This is a genomic window from Ornithinibacillus caprae (assembly GCF_009728145.1).
Taxonomy (GTDB): Bacteria; Bacillota; Bacilli; order Bacillales; family Amphibacillaceae; genus Ornithinibacillus; species Ornithinibacillus caprae.
On record NZ_WOCA01000025.1, the window covers coordinates 16,528 to 34,476 of the forward strand.

The following is a 17,949-nucleotide window of genomic DNA, read 5'->3' on the forward strand; positions in this document are numbered from 1 at the left end:
TAGGAAGGCTATTTAACATTAAACCGTATTTGAATTAAGTGAAACACTTAACTCAGGTGCGGTTTTTTATATATTAAAATACATTGGAGGTAAAGCGATATGAAGAAAATGTATTATCAGAATGTAAAGGGTACACAAGATTATTTACCGAACGCAGAAGTAGTACGAAGAGAGATAACGAGAACATTGGAGGATGTTTTTATTCAATACGGATGTCGACCTCTGGAAACACCAATATTGAATTACACGGAATTGCTTGCTTCAAAATATGGAGGAGGAGCAGAAATACTAGAAGAAATGTACACATTGACTGACAGAGGAGAAAGAGATTTATCTTTACGATACGACCTCACGATACCGTTTGCAAAAGTTGTTGCAATGAATCCGACACTTCGGATGCCATTTAGGAGATATGAAATCGGAAAAGTATTTAGAGATGGACCAATTAAAACGGGGAGGTTTCGTGAATTTACACAGTGCGATGTTGATATTGTGGGCGTAGAATCTCAAATAGCAGAAGCTGAATTAATGATCATGGCACTGGATGCATGTAATAAGCTGGATTTACAGGTAACCATTCAATATAACAATCGAAAATTACTAACTGGAATGCTAGAAGTGTTTGGTGCCGAAGATGAAAAAATCAATAAAACCGTGTTGATACTTGATAAACTAGAAAAAGTTGGATTAGAAGCGGTTATTGCTGAGCTTCATGAACAAGGATTATCCAATACAACGATTCACTCGATCAGACAGTTTTTAACGGATAAAAATAATACTAGCTTTAACTATTTTGAACCCTACGCCAAACAAAATAAACAGGTTAGTCAAGGACTAGAGGAATGGAGAGAACTAGAATCCTATCTGGAATTTCTTGATGTTAAGAAACACTGCGTATTTAATCCGTTTTTAGCAAGAGGATTAGAGATATACACGGGTACGGTTTATGAAATATTCCTAACTGATCAATCTATTAAGTCCAGTATTGGGAGTGGTGGTAGATATGACAATGCAATTGGTGGACTGATAGGAACAGATGAAAACTTTTCAACAGTAGGAATATCATTTGGTTTGGATGTGATTTATACAGCATTGAACGCATCAGGTACTAATTTAAAAGAGAATTCTAATGTGGATTATTATATTATTCCAATCGGCATGCCAAAAGAAGCCTTATTGGTAGCAACTGATCTAAGAAATAAATGCTATAAGGTAGAGGTAGAAATGAATAATAAAAGAATAGGTAAAGCTCTTGAGAAAGCAAACAAAGAAAAGATTCGCAACGTTATTATGATAGGTGAAAATGAAGTTTCTAATAACCAGATTAAAATTAAGGATATGGTTTCAGGTGGTGAAAGAATGAAATCATTTCTGTTTAGTTAAACTACATTATTATTAAAAGAAACATTTTCGAGGATAAGTGTTAAACAGAGCAATGCAGGTTTATCGGCGTTGCTCCTTTTACATTGTAGAAATTCTTTCTAATTCACAAATTCCATTTTGAATACAGAATAATTTTGATTTTTAAAAATTATGATGTAATCCAAAGAAGGTTAATGTTAAAATTTAACTATAATAGTTCAAGGATCAGAGCAGTGGAATCAGTTAAGGACATGTAAATATAGAATTGGGGAGAAAAGAATGGATACTCATATCTTGATTTGGTCTTTCTTAATCATATTTATGATACATTCTAGAGGAGATTATAGCAATCGAAAAATGGTTTAAAAATACTTATCCTCGAGTTAGGAAGAGGATTCCCTCATTTTCTCAGACGGTTATCAATGAGAAGAAAGATATAACAACTGCACAGTTTGCTGTGGAGATTCACTTTATTAACATATCAAAGGGGGGGAACTCATGCCCAAGGGTTTAAAAATAATGTTATTTTGGACACTTGTATTTCCAATCATCATAACTATCCTTCGTATCAGTACCGATTATATTTTAAGTAAGGACATTGAATTAGTATCATATTCTGCTGTTTTCTTAGGTACAGCTGCTGGTGGATTGGTGTTTGCTGGACCATTAAATTATCTTATATCAAAATCAAAGGAGGAGTAAATTTGTGTAACCAAAGTGATACTCTAAACGGACTTTTATTTAATATCTAGGAAGAATGAATAATAAGGGAGCGGTATGTATGCAAAGAAAGACGTATATCGATTTAAGTCATACGATTGAAGATGGTTTAATCACTTATAAGGGTCTTCCTGCACCAATTATTTGTGATTACCTTAGCCGAGAGGAATCGAAACAGTATTATGAGGAAGGTACAGAATTTCAGATAGGAAAGATCGAAATGGTTTCAAATACTGGAACCTATGTTGATGTTCCTTTCCATAGATTCGCAGATGGAAAAGATTTATCTCAAATTTCCATTAATAAGATGGCTGGATTAGATGGTATAGTGATTCAGATTGAGGATCGTAGCATAAAAGAAATAGATGAAGATGTATTCTATAATCTTGATATCGAAGGAAAAGCTGTATTAATTCAAACAGGTTGGGACAAATATTGGAATACAGATCAATATTTTGAGAATCATCCTTATTTAACTGAAGAAGCTGCGAAGTACTTATCTAATAGAAAAGTAGCTTTGGTTGGAATTGATTCTGTAAATATTGATGACACATCAGGGAAATCTCGTCCAGTACATACCACTTTACTCGGGTCTGAGATACTTATTGTAGAGCATCTGTGCAATTTAAATGAGCTAGTTAACAAAAACTTTCAATTTTTTGCTGTTCCCTCTAAGTTTAAAGGTGTTGGAACATTCCCAGTCCGAGCATTTGCTGAAATTATGTATGAAGAGGAATTATAGTTTTTAAACGAGATAATAATGCAAACCTTTAATACTTGGATTTAGTTAACTTTAAGAAATTAATTCCATAAGTTAACTATACAAAATAGAGCATTTGGGGGATTAATATTGCAAGCAGACATTTCTATATTTTTAGCATTTGGTGCAGGTATATTAACATTTGTGTCACCTTGTGTATTTCCGCTATATCCAGCATTTTTGTCATATATTACGGGGATGAGTGTATCAGAAATACAAAATGGAAAAATAAAGGGACAACAAAAAGCAATTTTTCATACAATTTTCTTTTTATTGGGATTCTCAATTATCTATTTAGTATTGGGAGTAGGAACATCAGGGAGTGCAACTTTAATAGAAACTTGGTATTTTCAATATGGAGATTTGATTCGTCAAATTGGTGCTATTTTAATAGTATTTTTTGGTTTAATAACGATTGGGGTATTTCAGCCAAAATTTTTGATGAAGGATCATAAATTAACTATTCGTAATAAGCCGTCTGGTTATATTGGTACAGTAGTTATTGGACTAGCTTTTGCAATAGGTTGGACACCTTGTATGGGACCAATTTTATCTGCTACTTTAGTACTTGTTGGTGCAAACCCATCACAAGGGCTATGGTATATGTCCGCTTATATATTTGGTTTTAGTATTCCGTTTTTATTAATGGCATTTTTTATTACCAAACTTAATTGGGTGAAAAAATATACGGGTACTTTCATGAAAATCGGTGGGGGAATTATGATTGCTATGGGCATTATTCTGTTTTTTGATAAATTTACGCTCATCAATTCATTACTACAACCAATTTTCAAAGATTTTCAAGGGTTTTAGATTCTATAGTAATCAGGAAGAATGGGGGGATAACGATTAGAAAAATAGCTAATGTAGCAGGCATTTTATTATTATTGTGTTTGATTATAATTTTAGTTAAAGACGTAAACGTTCAACCCCAAACCTATGATCAAACAGAGGCGAACACAGAAAAGGCTCCTAATTTTCATCTTACTACTTTAGACGGAAAGGAATTTAAGTTAAGCGAGTTAGAAGAAAAAGCGGTAATGATTAATTTTTGGGCAAGTTGGTGTGGTCCCTGTAAAGATGAGATGCCTGCTATACAAAACGTATATGATAGCTACAAAGATCAAGAGTTTGAAGTGTTAGCTATAAATGTAGGAGAAACGGAAAAAGCTATCAACCGATTTTTAATCGAAAACCCTTCATTAGAGTTTCCAGTTTTAATTGAGGCTCAATTTGTTAGTGATGACTATAAGGTCCATTATTTACCAACTTCATATTTTATTCGTTCTGATGGAACAGTTGATAAACATCACATAGGAGAACTAAACGAAGAACAGCTACATGAATATATTACGAATATATTACCTCCCGATGGGGTGCACTAACATGTGCATTTGTTCAATAATGCTGAGTTATTACTTTACTAATTTTTAGAGGTGAGTATTTATGAAAACTATTGCAGTATATTGTGGTTCTAGTAAGGGAATTGATCCGATCTATATGAAGGAAGCTAAAAATCTTGGAAAGGTCTTGGTTGAAAACGGATTAGACCTTGTATATGGAGGAGCAACAGTTGGTTGCATGGGTGCAGTTGCTGATGCTGTAATGGAAGCCGGTGGTAAGGTAATTGGTGTTATACCTGAGAAGTTAAAAAATGTTGAAATAGCCCATCAGCAGCTATCAGAGCTTCATGTTGTTCAAACGATGCATGAAAGAAAGGCATTAATGGCAGAGCATGCAGATGGGTTTATTGCATTGCCAGGTGGATCTGGAACGTTAGAAGAATGGTTCGAAGTGTTTACTTGGGCTCAGCTTGGTTATCATAATAAACCTTGTGCATTACTTAACATCAATGATTATTATTCTCCTCTTTTGTCTCTTTTTGATCATATGATTGACCAAGGGTTTGTTAAAAAGGATTATAAGGATTTGATTGTAATGGACAATGACTCTGAAGAACTCGTAGACAAAATAAGGAATCATAAAGTTACGTATATACATAAATGGTGATTAACTAAGCTCTTGTCATAAAGGCTAATCAAAGCTAAGTTGTCTAATGATTGGGGGGGAAGTGTTATTAGTCATTTATTAAAAGTAAATAATAAAAAGGTAGAGATACAAATTTTAGGTGATCAGGGTATACCTATAATAATTCTTACCGGTATGGGTTGTTCGTTTTATGAGTGGTATGATGTGGCAGAAACATTAAGTGAATCAAATAGAGTTATAATGTTTCATCGACCTGGACTTGGATTAAGTGAAATTGGTTCAGAGCTGCGTAATACGAAAGCGGTCGTAAACGAATTAAATGATATTTTGTATCAACTTGAAATACATGAACCATTTATTTTAGTTGGTCACTCTTATGGGGGACTATGTGTACAGCATTTTGCTAAAGAGCATCCCTTAAAGGTTGCAGGTGTTATTTTAGTAGATTCAACTTCTATAGATTTAGAGGAATTGGATACGTTAGATTTACCCGTGTTAGATGGAGAGGATTCTGACGAAATTTGGATGAGAAAATGTTATTCCTATTCTTTAATGAATAAGGAAGAATTAAGAGGAATTGTGAATCCTTCTCTTACAGAAAAACTAAAACTACTACCATTGGATATACAGGAACGCTTCATAAATTTTCAAATAAACCCTAGTTTATATAAAGCGATGTATTCTGAAATAAGTAATTGGAAGAAAAATGGCAAGAGCTTATTATAAATCAAGCTAATCTAAGCAGGAATAGTGATTTGATATTTGCTAAAAATGCAAGTCACTCTATACACAGTGATCGACCAGATATAATAGTTGAATCGTTAAATAAGATAGTTAAGCTAATTCAATGATAATTTAATCTTTTGAACGTGTTGATGGATTATTGATCGTGCAGAATATGTTAGAAGAACAAGAAGTTTTTCGGTACTAGATAAGATCTTGTTCTTCTTACTTATTTGACTTTTTGTGATGTTTAAGTATCAACATTAATTTTTAAAAATCTATAAGGGTTTTACTGGTACACATATTTCACAATAAGGGTTGGTCACCAAATCACCAGTATATCTTTCTATGATGGGTTTATTATCAAGTAGATATCCATTGTTTTGTAGGGATGGAAAAATACTAGCATATGCTTTTTGGATATCTACTGACGTATGATTGACCTCGTATATTAGATATTTTCCACCAGAGAGTTCACTTTCGCAAATCGAATCATCAAATAAATAGTCCTTCGAAATCACAATTCCAGCATCAAATCTACAGTTGTCAGGTGGTGTTGTGTCTGGATTATCATGTGCAATTGTGAGTAGGGTCGCTGATTCTAGAAGATTTTTCTCCTTAGCCCATTTTTTTAACTTCTCCATTACTTTAATATTGGCTGGACCATATGGACCAACTCGTCTTACGTAAGCGATACGACAGTTTGGTAGTGTTTCGGCTTTGAATTTCATAATTTTTCTTCCTTCCATTATCATTATTTGGTTGACACATGTAGAATGTAGCATGATTAAAAATATATTTACAGTATATTTTTAAAATTTTCTGTTAAAATTTAAAGTGGTAACTAGAATTAGGAAAGTTGTTTTTAATTGAACCAACGGAGTAGGATGAAGAATATATCATATCGTTTTATGCAAGAGGGGATAGGACTAAAGGTAGTATTAAAAAAGATGATAAAAAGATCACCTTTATTCTGTAAAAATTGATAATATTTTTGGAATATTATGTTAGTATTAAATGTAGAGATAGTGAACTAATAAAGAAGGGTTGTTGAAGTAAGAATTCTTATTAGCTATCAAAATAATCGATTATTTAGGAGATGAATCTATGAACCCACCGAAGCATATTGTTTCTGCAGCCACTATTGTAATAAACGACGAAAATGAAATTTTATTAATAAAAGGACCACGTAGAGGATGGGAAATGCCTGGTGGACAAGTTGAAGAGGGGGAATCACTTAAAGAGGCAGCAATTAGAGAAACGAAAGAGGAATCCGGTATAGATATAGAGGTTACTAAATTTTGTGGAATCTTTCAAAACGTAGAGCGTTCGATTTGTAATACATTATTTTTGGGTAAAGTTATCGGAGGAGAGCCAACTACGAGTTCGGAGAGTTTAGAAGTTGGCTTTTTTCCAATTAAAAAAGCGTTGGAAATGGTAACTTTAAAGAATTTTAGACAAAGAATTGAATATTGCTTAGACGAAAGCACACATCCTTTTTATGTTGACTTTTAATACGATTCAATATACCAGTTTAATAGCCTATGGATCAAATTGTTAGGAGTGACTATGAATGTGTCACGAGAATGAGCAAACATACCCTAATTGCCCGGTTGTTCATAGAACATTGGAGGTTGGCGGACTAACGAAATCACAACTTATCCAGAAATTGCAACAGCACGCTATTTTAATGAATAAGTATGGTGAGATGCTATTAGCTGATGGAAGATTTATGACTTCTGATACAAAGTACAGCCTTAAGACCGTTGAACTAACCGTTGGAGACCTTGGGTTTTCTGATGGAGCTACTACCCCTCAGATCTTTAAAAGAGCGGGCGAACTTGGTTTGGAAATGTGTCCGCTTGAGCTGGGGCCTCACCTAAGGCTGAAGTATCTGGATCAGCCTGAAGGTTATTCGGGGAATCCTTTACAACGTCATCAAGCTCCATCAGGGTCTATTACCATAGCTTCGGAGATACTAACTGACGACGATGAATTTCCGAAAGGTTTTTATCTTAGACGAATGAATGGCGTGTTGTGGCTACGCGGATACATTGCTGATCATCTTCATGTTTGGAATTCTGATGATCATTTTATCTTTTGTAAAAGGTGATCGAATAACGGATCACCTTTTCTAATGTAAAAACAATACTGTTAGGTTGCATTCAGAAATTGTTAAAAGGAGTGTGTAGCGATTGTTGAAAGCTAACAAAACATTCATCGAGTATATGTTTATTGTCATTATTTCAACACTTTTAGTTTTAAGTGGATGTGAAAAAGCAGGATATTGTCACTACAAACTATCGGGTGAGTTAACTAAAAAAACGAATGGAGACCACTTGAAGGGTCAGCTCCTTTCAACGGTAATGTTGGTGAAGTATCTTTTGGGACTGAATGTAAAATGGAATTTACATGCTTATATACGAAGGTAGGAGAAGTGAAAAACATTATAACAAAGGTTCATCCCTATGAAGAGCCAGTTATTAATGTGTTGCCATTATTGAACTAAACCGCCGCATTAACATTTTCATCCAACTAGTTTTGGAAATAATTTATTAATAACCTAATTATAATATATACTTAAACCATTATGAGTTAATCAATAAGGAGGAAATAAACATGACAGAGAGTAATAAAGAGGAATTATCAGTAGAACAACGTGAAGAATTACTCAAAGTATTGAAAGCTCGTTTTGAGAAAAATATGGACCGTCATAAAGGAATAGAATGGGCTAAAGTCCAAGAGAAGCTGGAGGCTAATACAGACAAACTGTGGTCTCTCCATGAAATGGAAAGAACTGGTGGTGAACCGGATGTTGTTGAACATGATAAAAAGAAAGACGAGTACATTTTTTATGATTGTTCAGCGGAAAGTCCTAAAGGGCGAAGAAGTGTTTGTTACGATCGTGAAGCACTGGAGTCAAGGAAAAAGCATAAACCAGAAAATAACGCTATTGATATGGCAGCTGCCATGGGCATTGAACTTTTAACGGAAGAACAATATCGGGCGTTGCAGAAATTTGGAATTTTTGATAAGAAAACGTCAAGCTGGGTGCAAACACCCTCTGATATTAGAGAACTCGGTGGTGCCCTTTTTTGCGATTATCGCTTCGGTCATGTCTTCGTGTATCACAATGGTGCAGACTCCTACTATGCTGCCAGAGGGTTCCGTGGTTCGCTAAGAGTTTAAATTTTGTAGAACGTACATAGGGGGGGGCTGTAATTTCTTTCTGGGTGCGTTACCTCGAGATCGAAGATGGACCCATTATCTGTAATCCAATTTTGAATTTTTTGGAGGGATGATTTTGGCAGTGAAAAGAAGTTTAAGGATTTGTGAAAAGGGACATAAGTATTATAAAAGTAGTGAGTGTTCTAGTTGCCCTACCTGCGATAAAGAGAATAAGCCTAAAAGCGGCTTCCTTTCGAAACTCAGTTCACCTGCAAGAAATGCATTGGTTCACGAAGGGATTGACACTTTGCAAGAGCTATCAATGTACACTGAAAAAGAAATTTTAAAAATTCATGGTATTGGACCAGCTTCCTTACCAATTATGAGAACTTCATTAGAGGAAGAAGGGTTATCATTTAAAGAATAAATAATAATCTAAAATATGTGACATAGTTTTTTAAATTTACGGGGTAAGAGTTAAATAAGGTGATCATCGGAGTGATCACTTTTTCTTTTTGGCAAATTTTAATTTTGAAACCAAACTAATACTAATACCGTATGACAAATGAAAATATAAACTGTGAGTATTGTTAATGGACAAAAGTAAAACTTTCTTACAAAAAATAGGAGAATGATGATATGGAAAATAACGTTTTTGAACAGATGGCAAAAAAATATGATACAGAAGAAAGAAAAGAATTAGCTAAAGTTATAGTTAAGGAAGTAAGACAAGAATTACGAAACAGTAAATCAAAATCTTTAATTGACTATGGGAGTGGTACTGGTCTAATCAGTCTAGAATTATCAGATTTAGTAGAATCTATTTTACTTGTGGATTCATCAGAACAAATGTTGAAGGTTGCGAAAGCTAAAATTTCTCACAAAGGAATTACCAACTATAAAGTATTGTATTCTGACTTTACAAAACAAACTCCTGAACATAAGACAGACATTGTTTTAATGTCACTAGTCCTTCTTCATATTCCAGATACTAAAAAAATTTTACATGAAATGTTCAACATTTTAAATGATGGTGGCAAGCTAATTATTATTGATTTTGACAAAAACGATAAAGTATACCATCCGAAAGTTCATAACGGTTTTTCGCATGAAGAGTTGAAAAAATTATTATCCGAAGTTGGATATAAATCAATTGAAATGAAAACATTCTATCATGGAAATCGTATTTTTATGAATCAAGATGCCTCAATGTTTATTTCGAGTAGTATAAAGTAGACGACATCAGTAATCTAAAATCGAGCGGGAACAATCAGATGAATTAAAAACATATAGTGAGACATTCAAAGTTAAAATTGCCTAAATTGATAGGAGATCGAGGGATGGTATGGATCGTCAATCATTAATTAAGAAGTATGATAAACAGGCGAAAAAATACAATAAACGACGAAATAACGATCAAGTTAATAAGTATCGTCAACGAATTTTTCAAGAAGCCACCGGAAAGGTTTTGGAAGTTGCCATTGGTTCTGGACTTAATTTTCCCTTCTACAGTAGAGATATTGAATTGACAGGATTGGATTTTAGTCATGAAATGTTGAAAACAGCAGAAAATGCGGCAAAAGATTATCCTTTTAAAACAACACTTATGCAAAAAGATGTTGAAACGGTTAAATTTAACGAAAACAGTTTTGATACTATTATATCTTCTGGCAGTTTATGTGCTTACCAAGAACCTGTCAATGTGCTAAACAACTTTCAAAAGTGGTGTAAGCCAGAAGGGAAAATACTTTTGATGGAACACGGCATTAGCACAAACAAACTTTTGGCAGGGGTGCAAAAATCCTTGGATCCATTGATGCTAAAGGTTGTAGGGTGTCACCAAAACAGAAATATTTCTGATATTGTAAAAAAATCTGATTTAAAACTTATTAAGGAAGAGCGTTACCTGGTAGGTTATCTATATTTGATATGGGCAAAACCATAAGGTCTTCTAAAAATGGTGGTTTGTTCAATTAACGGAGCGACTTCTTGAAAACTTGGTGATAGAGGCAAAAGTGTTATAGAGTCATTGTTATAGGGTCATTAAAATGGAATCGAAAAAAGTTAAAAAAGGTGATCAACACATGGTGGTCATCTTCTTTTTTGCAGATTTTGATAATTTATTTGGAAGATTATGTTAGTATTGAAGTGTGTTGAACGAAGCTAATTTTAAATAAAAGGGGAATGGTCATGGATCCATTAACAATTAAAGAACTTCAATCACAAAATGAAATTTTAGAAGCATACCCAGTTATGAAACAATTGAGAACTCACTTGATGAACAGAAATATCTTGATTTAGTTTTAGAAGCAAAAGAGAAAGATGGTTATAAAATGTTTGCTTTAATTAATGAAGGAGAAATCATTGCTGTAACTGGTTTTAAGCCAATGATCACACTGTATTATGGTAGGTTTGTCTGGGTATGTGATTTAGTAACGGATATAACTAACCGTTCTAAAGGGTACGGTGAAAAACTAATTTCATATGTACATGAGTGGGCAAAGGAAAACAATTATGAAAGTGTTGCTTTGTCTTCTGGGTTACAACGCACTGACGCACATCGTTTTTATGAAAGCCGAATGGATTATGTCAAAGTAAGTTATGTGTTCAAAAAGTCTTTAAGTAATGGATAGTTTTAGTGAAGGAAATGTTGGGTTGCAGTTTTCCTACTGTAAATGTAGTAATGACGCAGTTAACACAATAGTAAACTTTAATTTAATGACAAACATACATAATGAGGAGAATATTGAGTGTTGCATCAAATGGGTTTATATGGTGAATATTTTAATGCAATTAAAGAGGGGAAAAAGAAAGTTGAGGTTCGTTTGAATGATGAAAAAAGAAGAAAAATTAGAGTTGGTGATACTATTGAATTTATTAAACTCCCTGAACAAAATGACACATTACAAGTTCAGGTAACAGATCTTAGAACATACGATACATTTCAAGCAATGTTTGAAGATATTCCCTTCGAAGAGTTCGATTGCAAAGGTTGGACAATTAAAGCAATGATTGATGGAACTTATGAAATATACACCCCTAAACAAGAAAAGGAATGGGGAACATTAGCAATTACAATTAAATATTAATTTATAGATATATTATGTTCAGAATACAGGAAAGAAGGGATTTAATGACTAGAAAAAGTTATGTCTTTCATTTGATAATAGGTTTTATTATTGGATTATTTATTTTACCTGCTGTACTAGATTGGTTTGGAATTCCATTTTCATTTTATGATGTATTGACTCTTATACTTGGGGAACCGAATACAGTAAATAGAATAATAGTTATGATACTTTTTGTTATATTTTTGTTCTTTTCTGTTCGGAGTTTTTATAAAGAATTGAAAAAATTACCTTAATATCTTGTGTTGATATTTATTGTTGAGATGACTCCTAAAAAAGCAGAAGAAGAGAAGGTAATTGAACAGGCAGAAGAATATTTAGAGGGAAACTATGAGATTAATCAATATGAAATCTATGATGTTTTATATGATAATATGGGAAATTACGGTGCATTTGAGTATGCAGCTAAGGTCCGTGAATTAAATAGTGGAAAAGATTTTTTAGTGTATTACAATGAACAAACGAATCAAATGGAAGATTCACTTAACTATGATCTATATTAATAGTCTTACTAGGGCAGAATTGGTGAAAGTGAGGGTAGGGGAAATCCTACCCTTTTATTATTTTGGTAGATAGGAAAGTATAAACTTTCCTAAATTCACCAATCAGGAATTAGAGAATGCCTTTCTAATCATAAAATAATGTAACGTTTTATTGGATTCAGACACTTATATACTGAGGACTTTGAAAGGAGGTACATAATTGGATGAGTTTAAACAGTTATACACGAAATACGAAAAGCAGATTTATAAGTATTTATTTTATTTATCAAGAGACAAATTTATTGCTGAGGAATTGACACAAGAAACATTTTTTCAAGTCCTTACATCCATTCATCGTTTTAAAGGCCATAGTAAAATTTCTACATGGCTTTATCAAATTGCCAAATATACCTTTTTCAATTATCTGAAGAAAAATGAAAAAGTCGAACCTGTAGCTGATCTAAATTCATTTCAAAAAGAAAATTCAAATCAGGAAACACCGGAGAATATATATGAGAAAAAAGAAGAATCGATCCATGTATTACATGCTTTAAAAAAATTAAAACCATCACAGCAAGAGATTATTATTTTACGTTTCTATAATGAATTAAGTTTTAAAGAAATAGGTGAAATATTTAATCAGTCTGATACATGGGCAAGGGTTAATTTCTATCGAGCCAAAAATAAACTGTCCGCAATTATGTATGGAGGTGAAGAGGTATGAAAAAAAATTGTGATATTATAAAGGATTTAATCCCTATGTATGTAGAAAACCTTACAAGTGAAAATAGTACTCAATTTATTGAGGAGCACCTTCATTCTTGTGAAGATTGTACGAATTATCTTAGAAATATTGAAAGAGATTTACCTAATGATACTGATTCATTGGATGAAGATGTGGATAAAAATGATCAAAAGCTATTGAAAGGTATTCAACGTAGAATGTATAACATGTTGTTTATTGCTATTTTAATTGGTGTTCTTATTGGTTCCTTGGTGTTCTTTAATATGGCAATAGTTGTAGGGGTATTATGCATTTTTACATTGATTTACTTCATAAGAGCAGGAAAAGAAGTAAATGTTGAAAAAAGAGGGTTCACCATCGTCATTTTTGTTTTGAGTTTATTTTCATTCTTCATTTCTTTGAAGCTATTTTGGAATGTGGGTGTGTATGCGGACGACTACGGATCATCACCTGTTCTTGTATATAGAGGATGGTTTTGGCTTTGTTTGGCATGGTTACGATTAGCGCTTCTCGCAGTAATTACTTTCATTTCTGGAATGAAGCTATATAGCAATTAAAGTAAAGGAATGCTAAAAGCCGTTTTTAAAGGAGTTGATAAAAATCAGAGGGAATATTCTAATAAAAAATATGACTTTTACATATATATCAATGATCAAACCTATTTTTAAAGATGTTAATCTAAACATCAATGAAAATTGGAAGTTAGGGTTGATTGGCAGAAATGGTAGAGGAAAAACGACTTTTTTAAAAATTCTTTTAAACGAGCTAGAGTATAAAGGTACAATACAGTCAACGTTAGAGTTCAAATATTTTCCGTTATATCCTGATCGTGATGAAGATTTAACTGCTATAGAAGTGCTACAAAGACATAATTCCAATGTAGAGATCTGGCAAATGGAACGGGAGTTAACGTATATGGATTTACCACATGACATGCTACATAAAAAATTTAATGTGTTAAGTGGTGGGGAACAAACAAAGCTATTACTCATCGAACTTTTCTTGAATGAAAACTCTTTTCCGTTAATCGATGAACCAACGAATAATTTAGATTTGCATGGTAGACAGGTAGTTGGCCAATATCTAAATAGTAAAAAAGGATATATTGTAATCAGTCATGATGAATCTTTCTTAAATCAATTTGTTGATCATATTCTATCAATAAACAAAGAATCTATTGATCTGATTACGGGAAACATTGATACATGGAAGTATGAAAAAGAAAATGCCGACTTGCTTTCCGAGGAAAAGAATTCCAAGCTTAGAGCTGAAATTAACCGGCTTAATGATGTTTCACGGCAAGTGAATAGTTGGGGGATTAAAAAAGAAAATAGTACAAAAGATGCTGCCGAAAGACGAGTAGCTGCGAAACAAATGAAACGAGCAAAAGCAATTAAAAAAAGAACGGTAGAGATGGTGGAGGAAAAGCGAGCTCTTATTAATAATGTCGAGAATGATTCAGATCTTAAAATGATTGTGGAACAACCTAGAAAACAGGTAATGTTCTTTCGGGATTTTTCTATTTTGAGAAATGGTCATCCACTTTTTGAACCTATCAATATAGATGTATATCCAACTGATCGATTTTTTATTGAAGGAAAAAATGGTGTCGGTAAATCTACTCTATTACATTTTATCCTTGGCAAAGAACAACTAGAAACTATGGGTAATTATACTATAAACCTACCTGAACATTTATCGATTCTAAGTCAAAAACGTCAAGAAGATGTGGATTATTCTTCATTGATCGATCAATTAACTACTAGAGAAGAAAAAGAAGAATTTTGGCATCTGTTACATCAATTAGGTATCCATCGATCCAGTTTTTCGGATAAATCTAGTAAAAACTGGAGTTCTGGAGAGCAGAAAAAAGTATTTTTAGCGAATGCACTATTAGGAAAAAATGAATTGTATATTTGGGATGAAGTGACCAATTACTTGGATATGATGGTTATTCAGCAGCTTATTGATTCTATAACGTACTATCGGCCAACGATGATTGGGGTTGACCATAATGAATATTTCGTTGATGCCATAGCTACTAAAAAAATAGAATTAATATCTTGAATATTTAAGATTAATAAGAAATAACTACTTAAGGGGGAGAAGTATTGAAACAATCATTATTAATAATTGATGCTCAACAGGAATTAATAGAAGGTAACAAAGAAGAACAGGGTGTATTTGATAGTCAGTAACATTAACATGGTAATTCAAAAAGCGTTAAAAGAGAACATTCTGATCGTTTTTATAAGAGATACAGATGTATCAAATGGAAAGGGATCAGGATTCCAAATACATAACGACATAAAAGTGCCCTCCACAGCAGTCATTTTTGATAAAGCAGCTACTAATTCGTTTTATGGAACTCCTTTAAAGGAACATTTAGATCAAAACAATGTAGAGCATCTAGTAATAATGGGAGTAAGACGGAACATTGTATTGATACAGCTGTTAGAACGGCAACGATTAATCATTTTGATGTAACATTGGTTGGAGATGGCCATTCTACTTCTGATTCTAAAAACTTAACTGCCCAACAAATCATTCACCACCACAATGAGGTACTTCACGGTCATTATAATGTAGACAATTTTTCAATTGTAAGAAATGCGAATGAAGATTTGTTTCAACATATTCACAACAGTTATCGATAATTGTTATGTCAATGTGCAGGTTCAATCTAGGTTATTAATAGAATAGGCAAAATTTATCGCGAGAATGTAATGTGAATTCTCGCGATTTTTTCAGCAGAAAAAATTAAAATATTGCGAAACTTATTCGAGAGGTAATCGTCCTTAAGATGAAGAATTCAACAGAGAGGTGATTTATTTGGGGGATAGTTTTAAGAAACAGAAAATACAGGAATGGTACCTGTTATATTACAAAGGAATTTATCGGTATATTCTAATGATGGTAGGAGATCATGACCAAGCAAAGGATTTAACTCAAGATACATTTATAAAAGCCTATGAAACGATGGCAACTTTCCAAGGAATTACAAGTGATAAAAATTGGCTTTATCGAATTGCTCGGAACGTAACCATTGATTTTTTGCGCAAGAAAAAGCCTTTAACGTTTCATGATCGAAACATTTGCATCCATGCCGTCGAACGATCCTTGCCCTGAACGTATAGCAGAACTAGGAGAAGTTGAAGAACAATTGTATCAGTCACTAAGAAAGTTAAAAAGGTCATACCAGGAAGTTATTATTCTAAGAAAGATTAAAGAACTTTCCATCCATGAAACTGCTGAGGTACTTGATTGGGATGAAAGTAAAGTTAAGAATACGTTATTTAGAGGATTAGCTGCATTAAAGCAAGAAATGGTCAAGGGGGGATATGAACATGAACCAATTAAATAACTACGAAATTGAAGATGTTTTTCATTCCTTTAATACAATTGATGTAAGTGAAGTTGATGAAAAGGAAATGTTATCAAATATACTGGAAGGTATCGACAAATCTAAAAAGAAGAAAAAATATGTGGCATTAATGAACCCTATTCTATCATCTATTACGATAGCATTATTTTTAGTTGTTGGTGGGTATATCTTGTATAACAAAGTTATTCTTGATGATATGGGACTAAATCGTGGAATGAATACGGAAGTTGAGGGGAATTGGGAGGTTACTTCACCGTTTACCGTGGAGGTAGATGGTGTCGAAAGAGTGTTTAGGGGAGTTAAAGGCGAGGTCGCATTCCTTGATATGGAATTAACTGCTGGTAACCCAGGAAAAACAAGATGGTTTTTTTGGGGAGATGACCTAGAACAATTAAATGAAGAAAATTTCATTTTAGTTGGTATTCATAGAGAAACGGGTGAAGAAATAATATTAGTTGACTCAAATGGTTGGGAAATGATCGGATACCCTGAGAATGATTATTTAGGTATACTAGAAGCCCAATCATCTCAACATACAGTTATTACATTTCCAAGTTCTGGTTTATGGCGTCTTGATGCTTATATTGGTGAAAAACTGTTTGGAACTATTGTGGTTGAAGTGAAGGATTGATCGTTAAACAAGGAGAGCGATGTTTTAATAATAAGTTCCGTTTCAGTGGAAAAACATACGAATCAGCATACTATTTTGCAGACCTAATCGCATATGATTTGGTTTTTTCTTTATAGGTATACATTCACCAGAATTTCAAAAGCTATGGATGAAAGAGGAGGTTTATTAATGGCCCAAATTCTCCTATGGCTTATGATTATTATACCGTGGATATCTTTGCTTTTTATTAAAAAACATTCTTTAAAGCGGTTTATGCCTGTAGCTATATTTGCTTCTCTATTAGTTACGATAGTTTTTGAAATGGGTTACGTTTTTGAGTGGTGGATCGTGCAAGAGAAAATTGTACCATGGGGACATATCACGAGTTTTCCATTAACATATGGTGTATTTATAGCTGGTACGATTTGGATTTTTCATTTTACTTTTAATAAGTCTTTTTTTATTTATATTCTTTCTAATGCAATTGTGGATGCCATTTATGCTTTTGTTGGTCTCAATATATTAATATACTTTGGGATTTATGAACTTAACAATATGGGGCATTTTGGCATATTTGTCATAATGGTTATACTAGCTGTTATCATCTATTTTTACCAAAAATGGCAAGATAACATTATTAAACAGGATTAAATTTGTTTAACATAGTAAAATTGGCTAATCGGTTACTTTGCTAAGGATGCAGGTACTTATTGTAACGGAAGCAACAAGATTAACTCAGGCGATCATAATTGAACTGCACCCCAATTGTTAGACACAAATAACAATTGGAGGTGTAGTTTTTTATGGCTAAATTTTCTTCAAGAGAAAAAATTGAAGCAGTAAAGCGATTTCTTAATACTAACGAAGGCGGAGACTC

General features: G+C 33.1%; 24 protein-coding genes and 2 pseudogenes. 25 read left to right on the forward strand and 1 reads right to left on the reverse strand.

The window, feature by feature from the left end; genetic code table 11:
• Positions 1-99: 99 nt before the first annotated feature.
• The 7 genes from GMD78_RS19995 to GMD78_RS20025 all read left to right on the forward strand — a co-directional run bounded on the left by GMD78_RS19995 (position 100) and on the right by GMD78_RS20025 (position 5,557).
• Positions 100-1,383: a histidine--tRNA ligase gene (locus tag GMD78_RS19995; protein ID WP_155671592.1), complete on the forward strand. Its 1,284-nt coding sequence runs from the start codon at positions 100-102 to the stop codon at positions 1,381-1,383.
• 477 nt (positions 1,384-1,860) lie between these two features.
• Complete coding sequence (locus GMD78_RS20000; RefSeq protein ID WP_155671594.1) at positions 1,861-2,064, forward strand: hypothetical protein; 204 nt, start codon at positions 1,861-1,863, stop codon at positions 2,062-2,064.
• 79 nt (positions 2,065-2,143) lie between these two features.
• Positions 2,144-2,824 carry a cyclase family protein gene (locus GMD78_RS20005; protein ID WP_155671596.1) on the forward strand — a complete coding sequence of 227 codons (681 nt, stop codon included), beginning with the start codon at positions 2,144-2,146 and terminating at the stop codon, positions 2,822-2,824.
• Positions 2,825-2,932: 108 nt separating this feature from the next.
• Positions 2,933-3,655, forward strand: coding sequence for a cytochrome c biogenesis CcdA family protein (locus GMD78_RS20010; protein WP_155671598.1), 723 nt, complete (start codon positions 2,933-2,935; stop codon positions 3,653-3,655).
• Between the two features lie 74 nt (positions 3,656-3,729).
• Positions 3,730-4,227 carry a redoxin domain-containing protein gene (locus GMD78_RS20015; protein WP_155671600.1) on the forward strand — a complete coding sequence of 166 codons (498 nt, stop codon included), beginning with the start codon at positions 3,730-3,732 and terminating at the stop codon, positions 4,225-4,227.
• A gap of 61 nt (positions 4,228-4,288) precedes the next feature.
• Positions 4,289-4,852, forward strand: coding sequence for an LOG family protein (locus tag GMD78_RS20020; protein WP_155671602.1), 564 nt, complete (start codon positions 4,289-4,291; stop codon positions 4,850-4,852).
• 183 nt (positions 4,853-5,035) lie between these two features.
• Positions 5,036-5,557, forward strand: coding sequence for an alpha/beta fold hydrolase (locus GMD78_RS20025; protein ID WP_343042454.1), 522 nt, complete (start codon positions 5,036-5,038; stop codon positions 5,555-5,557).
• Between the two features lie 275 nt (positions 5,558-5,832).
• Here the strand turns inward: GMD78_RS20025 and GMD78_RS20030 are convergent, their stop codons facing one another.
• Complete coding sequence (locus tag GMD78_RS20030; protein ID WP_155671604.1) at positions 5,833-6,285, reverse strand: AraC family transcriptional regulator; 453 nt, start codon at positions 6,283-6,285, stop codon at positions 5,833-5,835.
• Between the two features lie 376 nt (positions 6,286-6,661).
• Here GMD78_RS20030 and GMD78_RS20035 point away from each other — a divergent pair, with 376 nt between their 5' ends.
• The 18 genes and pseudogenes from GMD78_RS20035 to GMD78_RS20115 all read left to right on the forward strand — a co-directional run bounded on the left by GMD78_RS20035 (position 6,662) and on the right by GMD78_RS20115 (position 17,723).
• On the forward strand, positions 6,662-7,069 hold the full coding sequence (locus tag GMD78_RS20035; RefSeq protein WP_155671606.1) for an NUDIX hydrolase: 408 nt from the start codon (positions 6,662-6,664) through the stop codon (positions 7,067-7,069).
• 58 nt (positions 7,070-7,127) lie between these two features.
• A complete protein-coding gene (locus GMD78_RS20040) occupies positions 7,128-7,667 on the forward strand; it encodes a helicase (RefSeq protein ID WP_155671608.1) in 540 nt (179 codons plus the stop codon).
• A 506-nt stretch (positions 7,668-8,173) separates the two neighbouring features.
• Complete coding sequence (locus tag GMD78_RS20045; RefSeq protein ID WP_155671610.1) at positions 8,174-8,743, forward strand: DUF4256 domain-containing protein; 570 nt, start codon at positions 8,174-8,176, stop codon at positions 8,741-8,743.
• A 109-nt stretch (positions 8,744-8,852) separates the two neighbouring features.
• The gene (locus GMD78_RS20050; RefSeq protein ID WP_425495067.1) at positions 8,853-9,149 is read left to right on the forward strand and encodes an RNA polymerase alpha subunit C-terminal domain-containing protein; all 297 of its coding nucleotides are present in this window, start codon (positions 8,853-8,855) and stop codon (positions 9,147-9,149) included.
• 212 nt (positions 9,150-9,361) lie between these two features.
• The gene (locus GMD78_RS20055; RefSeq protein ID WP_155671614.1) at positions 9,362-9,958 is read left to right on the forward strand and encodes a class I SAM-dependent methyltransferase; all 597 of its coding nucleotides are present in this window, start codon (positions 9,362-9,364) and stop codon (positions 9,956-9,958) included.
• 109 nt (positions 9,959-10,067) lie between these two features.
• Positions 10,068-10,667 carry a class I SAM-dependent methyltransferase gene (locus GMD78_RS20060; protein WP_155671616.1) on the forward strand — a complete coding sequence of 200 codons (600 nt, stop codon included), beginning with the start codon at positions 10,068-10,070 and terminating at the stop codon, positions 10,665-10,667.
• Positions 10,668-10,912: 245 nt separating this feature from the next.
• Positions 10,913-11,355, forward strand: a pseudogene (locus GMD78_RS20065) (GNAT family N-acetyltransferase).
• A 117-nt stretch (positions 11,356-11,472) separates the two neighbouring features.
• Positions 11,473-11,811 carry an ASCH domain-containing protein gene (locus GMD78_RS20070; protein WP_343042455.1) on the forward strand — a complete coding sequence of 113 codons (339 nt, stop codon included), beginning with the start codon at positions 11,473-11,475 and terminating at the stop codon, positions 11,809-11,811.
• Between the two features lie 44 nt (positions 11,812-11,855).
• Positions 11,856-12,086, forward strand: coding sequence for a hypothetical protein (locus tag GMD78_RS20075; protein ID WP_155671618.1), 231 nt, complete (start codon positions 11,856-11,858; stop codon positions 12,084-12,086).
• 27 nt (positions 12,087-12,113) lie between these two features.
• A complete protein-coding gene (locus tag GMD78_RS20080) occupies positions 12,114-12,353 on the forward strand; it encodes a hypothetical protein (protein ID WP_196493881.1) in 240 nt (79 codons plus the stop codon).
• Positions 12,354-12,552: 199 nt separating this feature from the next.
• Positions 12,553-13,056 (forward strand): RNA polymerase sigma factor, encoded by a 504-nt coding sequence (locus GMD78_RS20085; RefSeq protein ID WP_155671622.1) that lies wholly within the window; start codon positions 12,553-12,555, stop codon positions 13,054-13,056.
• Entirely contained in the window at positions 13,053-13,634 is a 582-nt protein-coding gene (locus GMD78_RS20090; RefSeq protein ID WP_155671624.1) for a zf-HC2 domain-containing protein, read from the forward strand. The genes GMD78_RS20085 and GMD78_RS20090 overlap by 4 nt, the downstream gene beginning before the upstream one ends.
• Before the next feature lie 91 nt (positions 13,635-13,725).
• Entirely contained in the window at positions 13,726-15,144 is a 1,419-nt protein-coding gene (locus GMD78_RS20095) for an ATP-binding cassette domain-containing protein (RefSeq protein ID WP_246187718.1), read from the forward strand.
• 44 nt (positions 15,145-15,188) lie between these two features.
• A pseudogene (locus GMD78_RS20100) lies at positions 15,189-15,734 on the forward strand (isochorismatase family protein).
• Between the two features lie 175 nt (positions 15,735-15,909).
• Positions 15,910-16,206, forward strand: a complete 297-nt coding sequence (locus GMD78_RS21680; protein ID WP_246187719.1) for an RNA polymerase sigma factor — start codon at positions 15,910-15,912, stop codon at positions 16,204-16,206.
• A 34-nt stretch (positions 16,207-16,240) separates the two neighbouring features.
• On the forward strand, positions 16,241-16,441 hold the full coding sequence (locus GMD78_RS21685; protein WP_246187720.1) for an RNA polymerase sigma factor: 201 nt from the start codon (positions 16,241-16,243) through the stop codon (positions 16,439-16,441).
• Positions 16,425-17,093: a hypothetical protein gene (locus GMD78_RS20110; RefSeq protein ID WP_155671628.1), complete on the forward strand. Its 669-nt coding sequence runs from the start codon at positions 16,425-16,427 to the stop codon at positions 17,091-17,093. Before GMD78_RS21685 ends, GMD78_RS20110 begins: the two co-directional genes overlap by 17 nt.
• A 168-nt stretch (positions 17,094-17,261) precedes the next feature.
• On the forward strand, positions 17,262-17,723 hold the full coding sequence (locus tag GMD78_RS20115; protein WP_155671630.1) for a hypothetical protein: 462 nt from the start codon (positions 17,262-17,264) through the stop codon (positions 17,721-17,723).
• The last annotated feature ends 226 nt before the right edge of the window (positions 17,724-17,949 follow it).

Bases quoted from the DNA above. Each gene is read 5' to 3' on its own strand.
- GMD78_RS20110 (WP_155671628.1), top strand. From the start codon at position 16,425: ATGAACCAATTAAATAACTACGAAATTGAAGATGTTTTTCATTCCTTT.
- GMD78_RS20005 (WP_155671596.1), top strand. From the start codon at position 2,144: ATGCAAAGAAAGACGTATATCGATTTAAGTCATACGATTGAAGATGGT.
- GMD78_RS20020 (WP_155671602.1), top strand. From the start codon at position 4,289: ATGAAAACTATTGCAGTATATTGTGGTTCTAGTAAGGGAATTGATCCG.
- GMD78_RS20030 (WP_155671604.1), bottom strand. From the start codon at position 6,285: ATGAAATTCAAAGCCGAAACACTACCAAACTGTCGTATCGCTTACGTA.
- GMD78_RS20090 (WP_155671624.1), top strand. From the start codon at position 13,053: ATGAAAAAAAATTGTGATATTATAAAGGATTTAATCCCTATGTATGTA.
- GMD78_RS20060 (WP_155671616.1), top strand. From the start codon at position 10,068: ATGGATCGTCAATCATTAATTAAGAAGTATGATAAACAGGCGAAAAAA.
- GMD78_RS20000 (WP_155671594.1), top strand. From the start codon at position 1,861: ATGCCCAAGGGTTTAAAAATAATGTTATTTTGGACACTTGTATTTCCA.
- GMD78_RS20040 (WP_155671608.1), top strand. From the start codon at position 7,128: ATGTGTCACGAGAATGAGCAAACATACCCTAATTGCCCGGTTGTTCAT.
- GMD78_RS19995 (WP_155671592.1), top strand. From the start codon at position 100: ATGAAGAAAATGTATTATCAGAATGTAAAGGGTACACAAGATTATTTA.
- GMD78_RS20050 (WP_425495067.1), top strand. From the start codon at position 8,853: ATGATTTTGGCAGTGAAAAGAAGTTTAAGGATTTGTGAAAAGGGACAT.
- GMD78_RS20045 (WP_155671610.1), top strand. From the start codon at position 8,174: ATGACAGAGAGTAATAAAGAGGAATTATCAGTAGAACAACGTGAAGAA.
- GMD78_RS20095 (WP_246187718.1), top strand. From the start codon at position 13,726: ATGATCAAACCTATTTTTAAAGATGTTAATCTAAACATCAATGAAAAT.
- GMD78_RS20075 (WP_155671618.1), top strand. From the start codon at position 11,856: ATGACTAGAAAAAGTTATGTCTTTCATTTGATAATAGGTTTTATTATT.
- GMD78_RS20115 (WP_155671630.1), top strand. From the start codon at position 17,262: ATGGCCCAAATTCTCCTATGGCTTATGATTATTATACCGTGGATATCT.
- GMD78_RS20035 (WP_155671606.1), top strand. From the start codon at position 6,662: ATGAACCCACCGAAGCATATTGTTTCTGCAGCCACTATTGTAATAAAC.
- GMD78_RS20080 (WP_196493881.1), top strand. From the start codon at position 12,114: ATGACTCCTAAAAAAGCAGAAGAAGAGAAGGTAATTGAACAGGCAGAA.
- GMD78_RS20055 (WP_155671614.1), top strand. From the start codon at position 9,362: ATGGAAAATAACGTTTTTGAACAGATGGCAAAAAAATATGATACAGAA.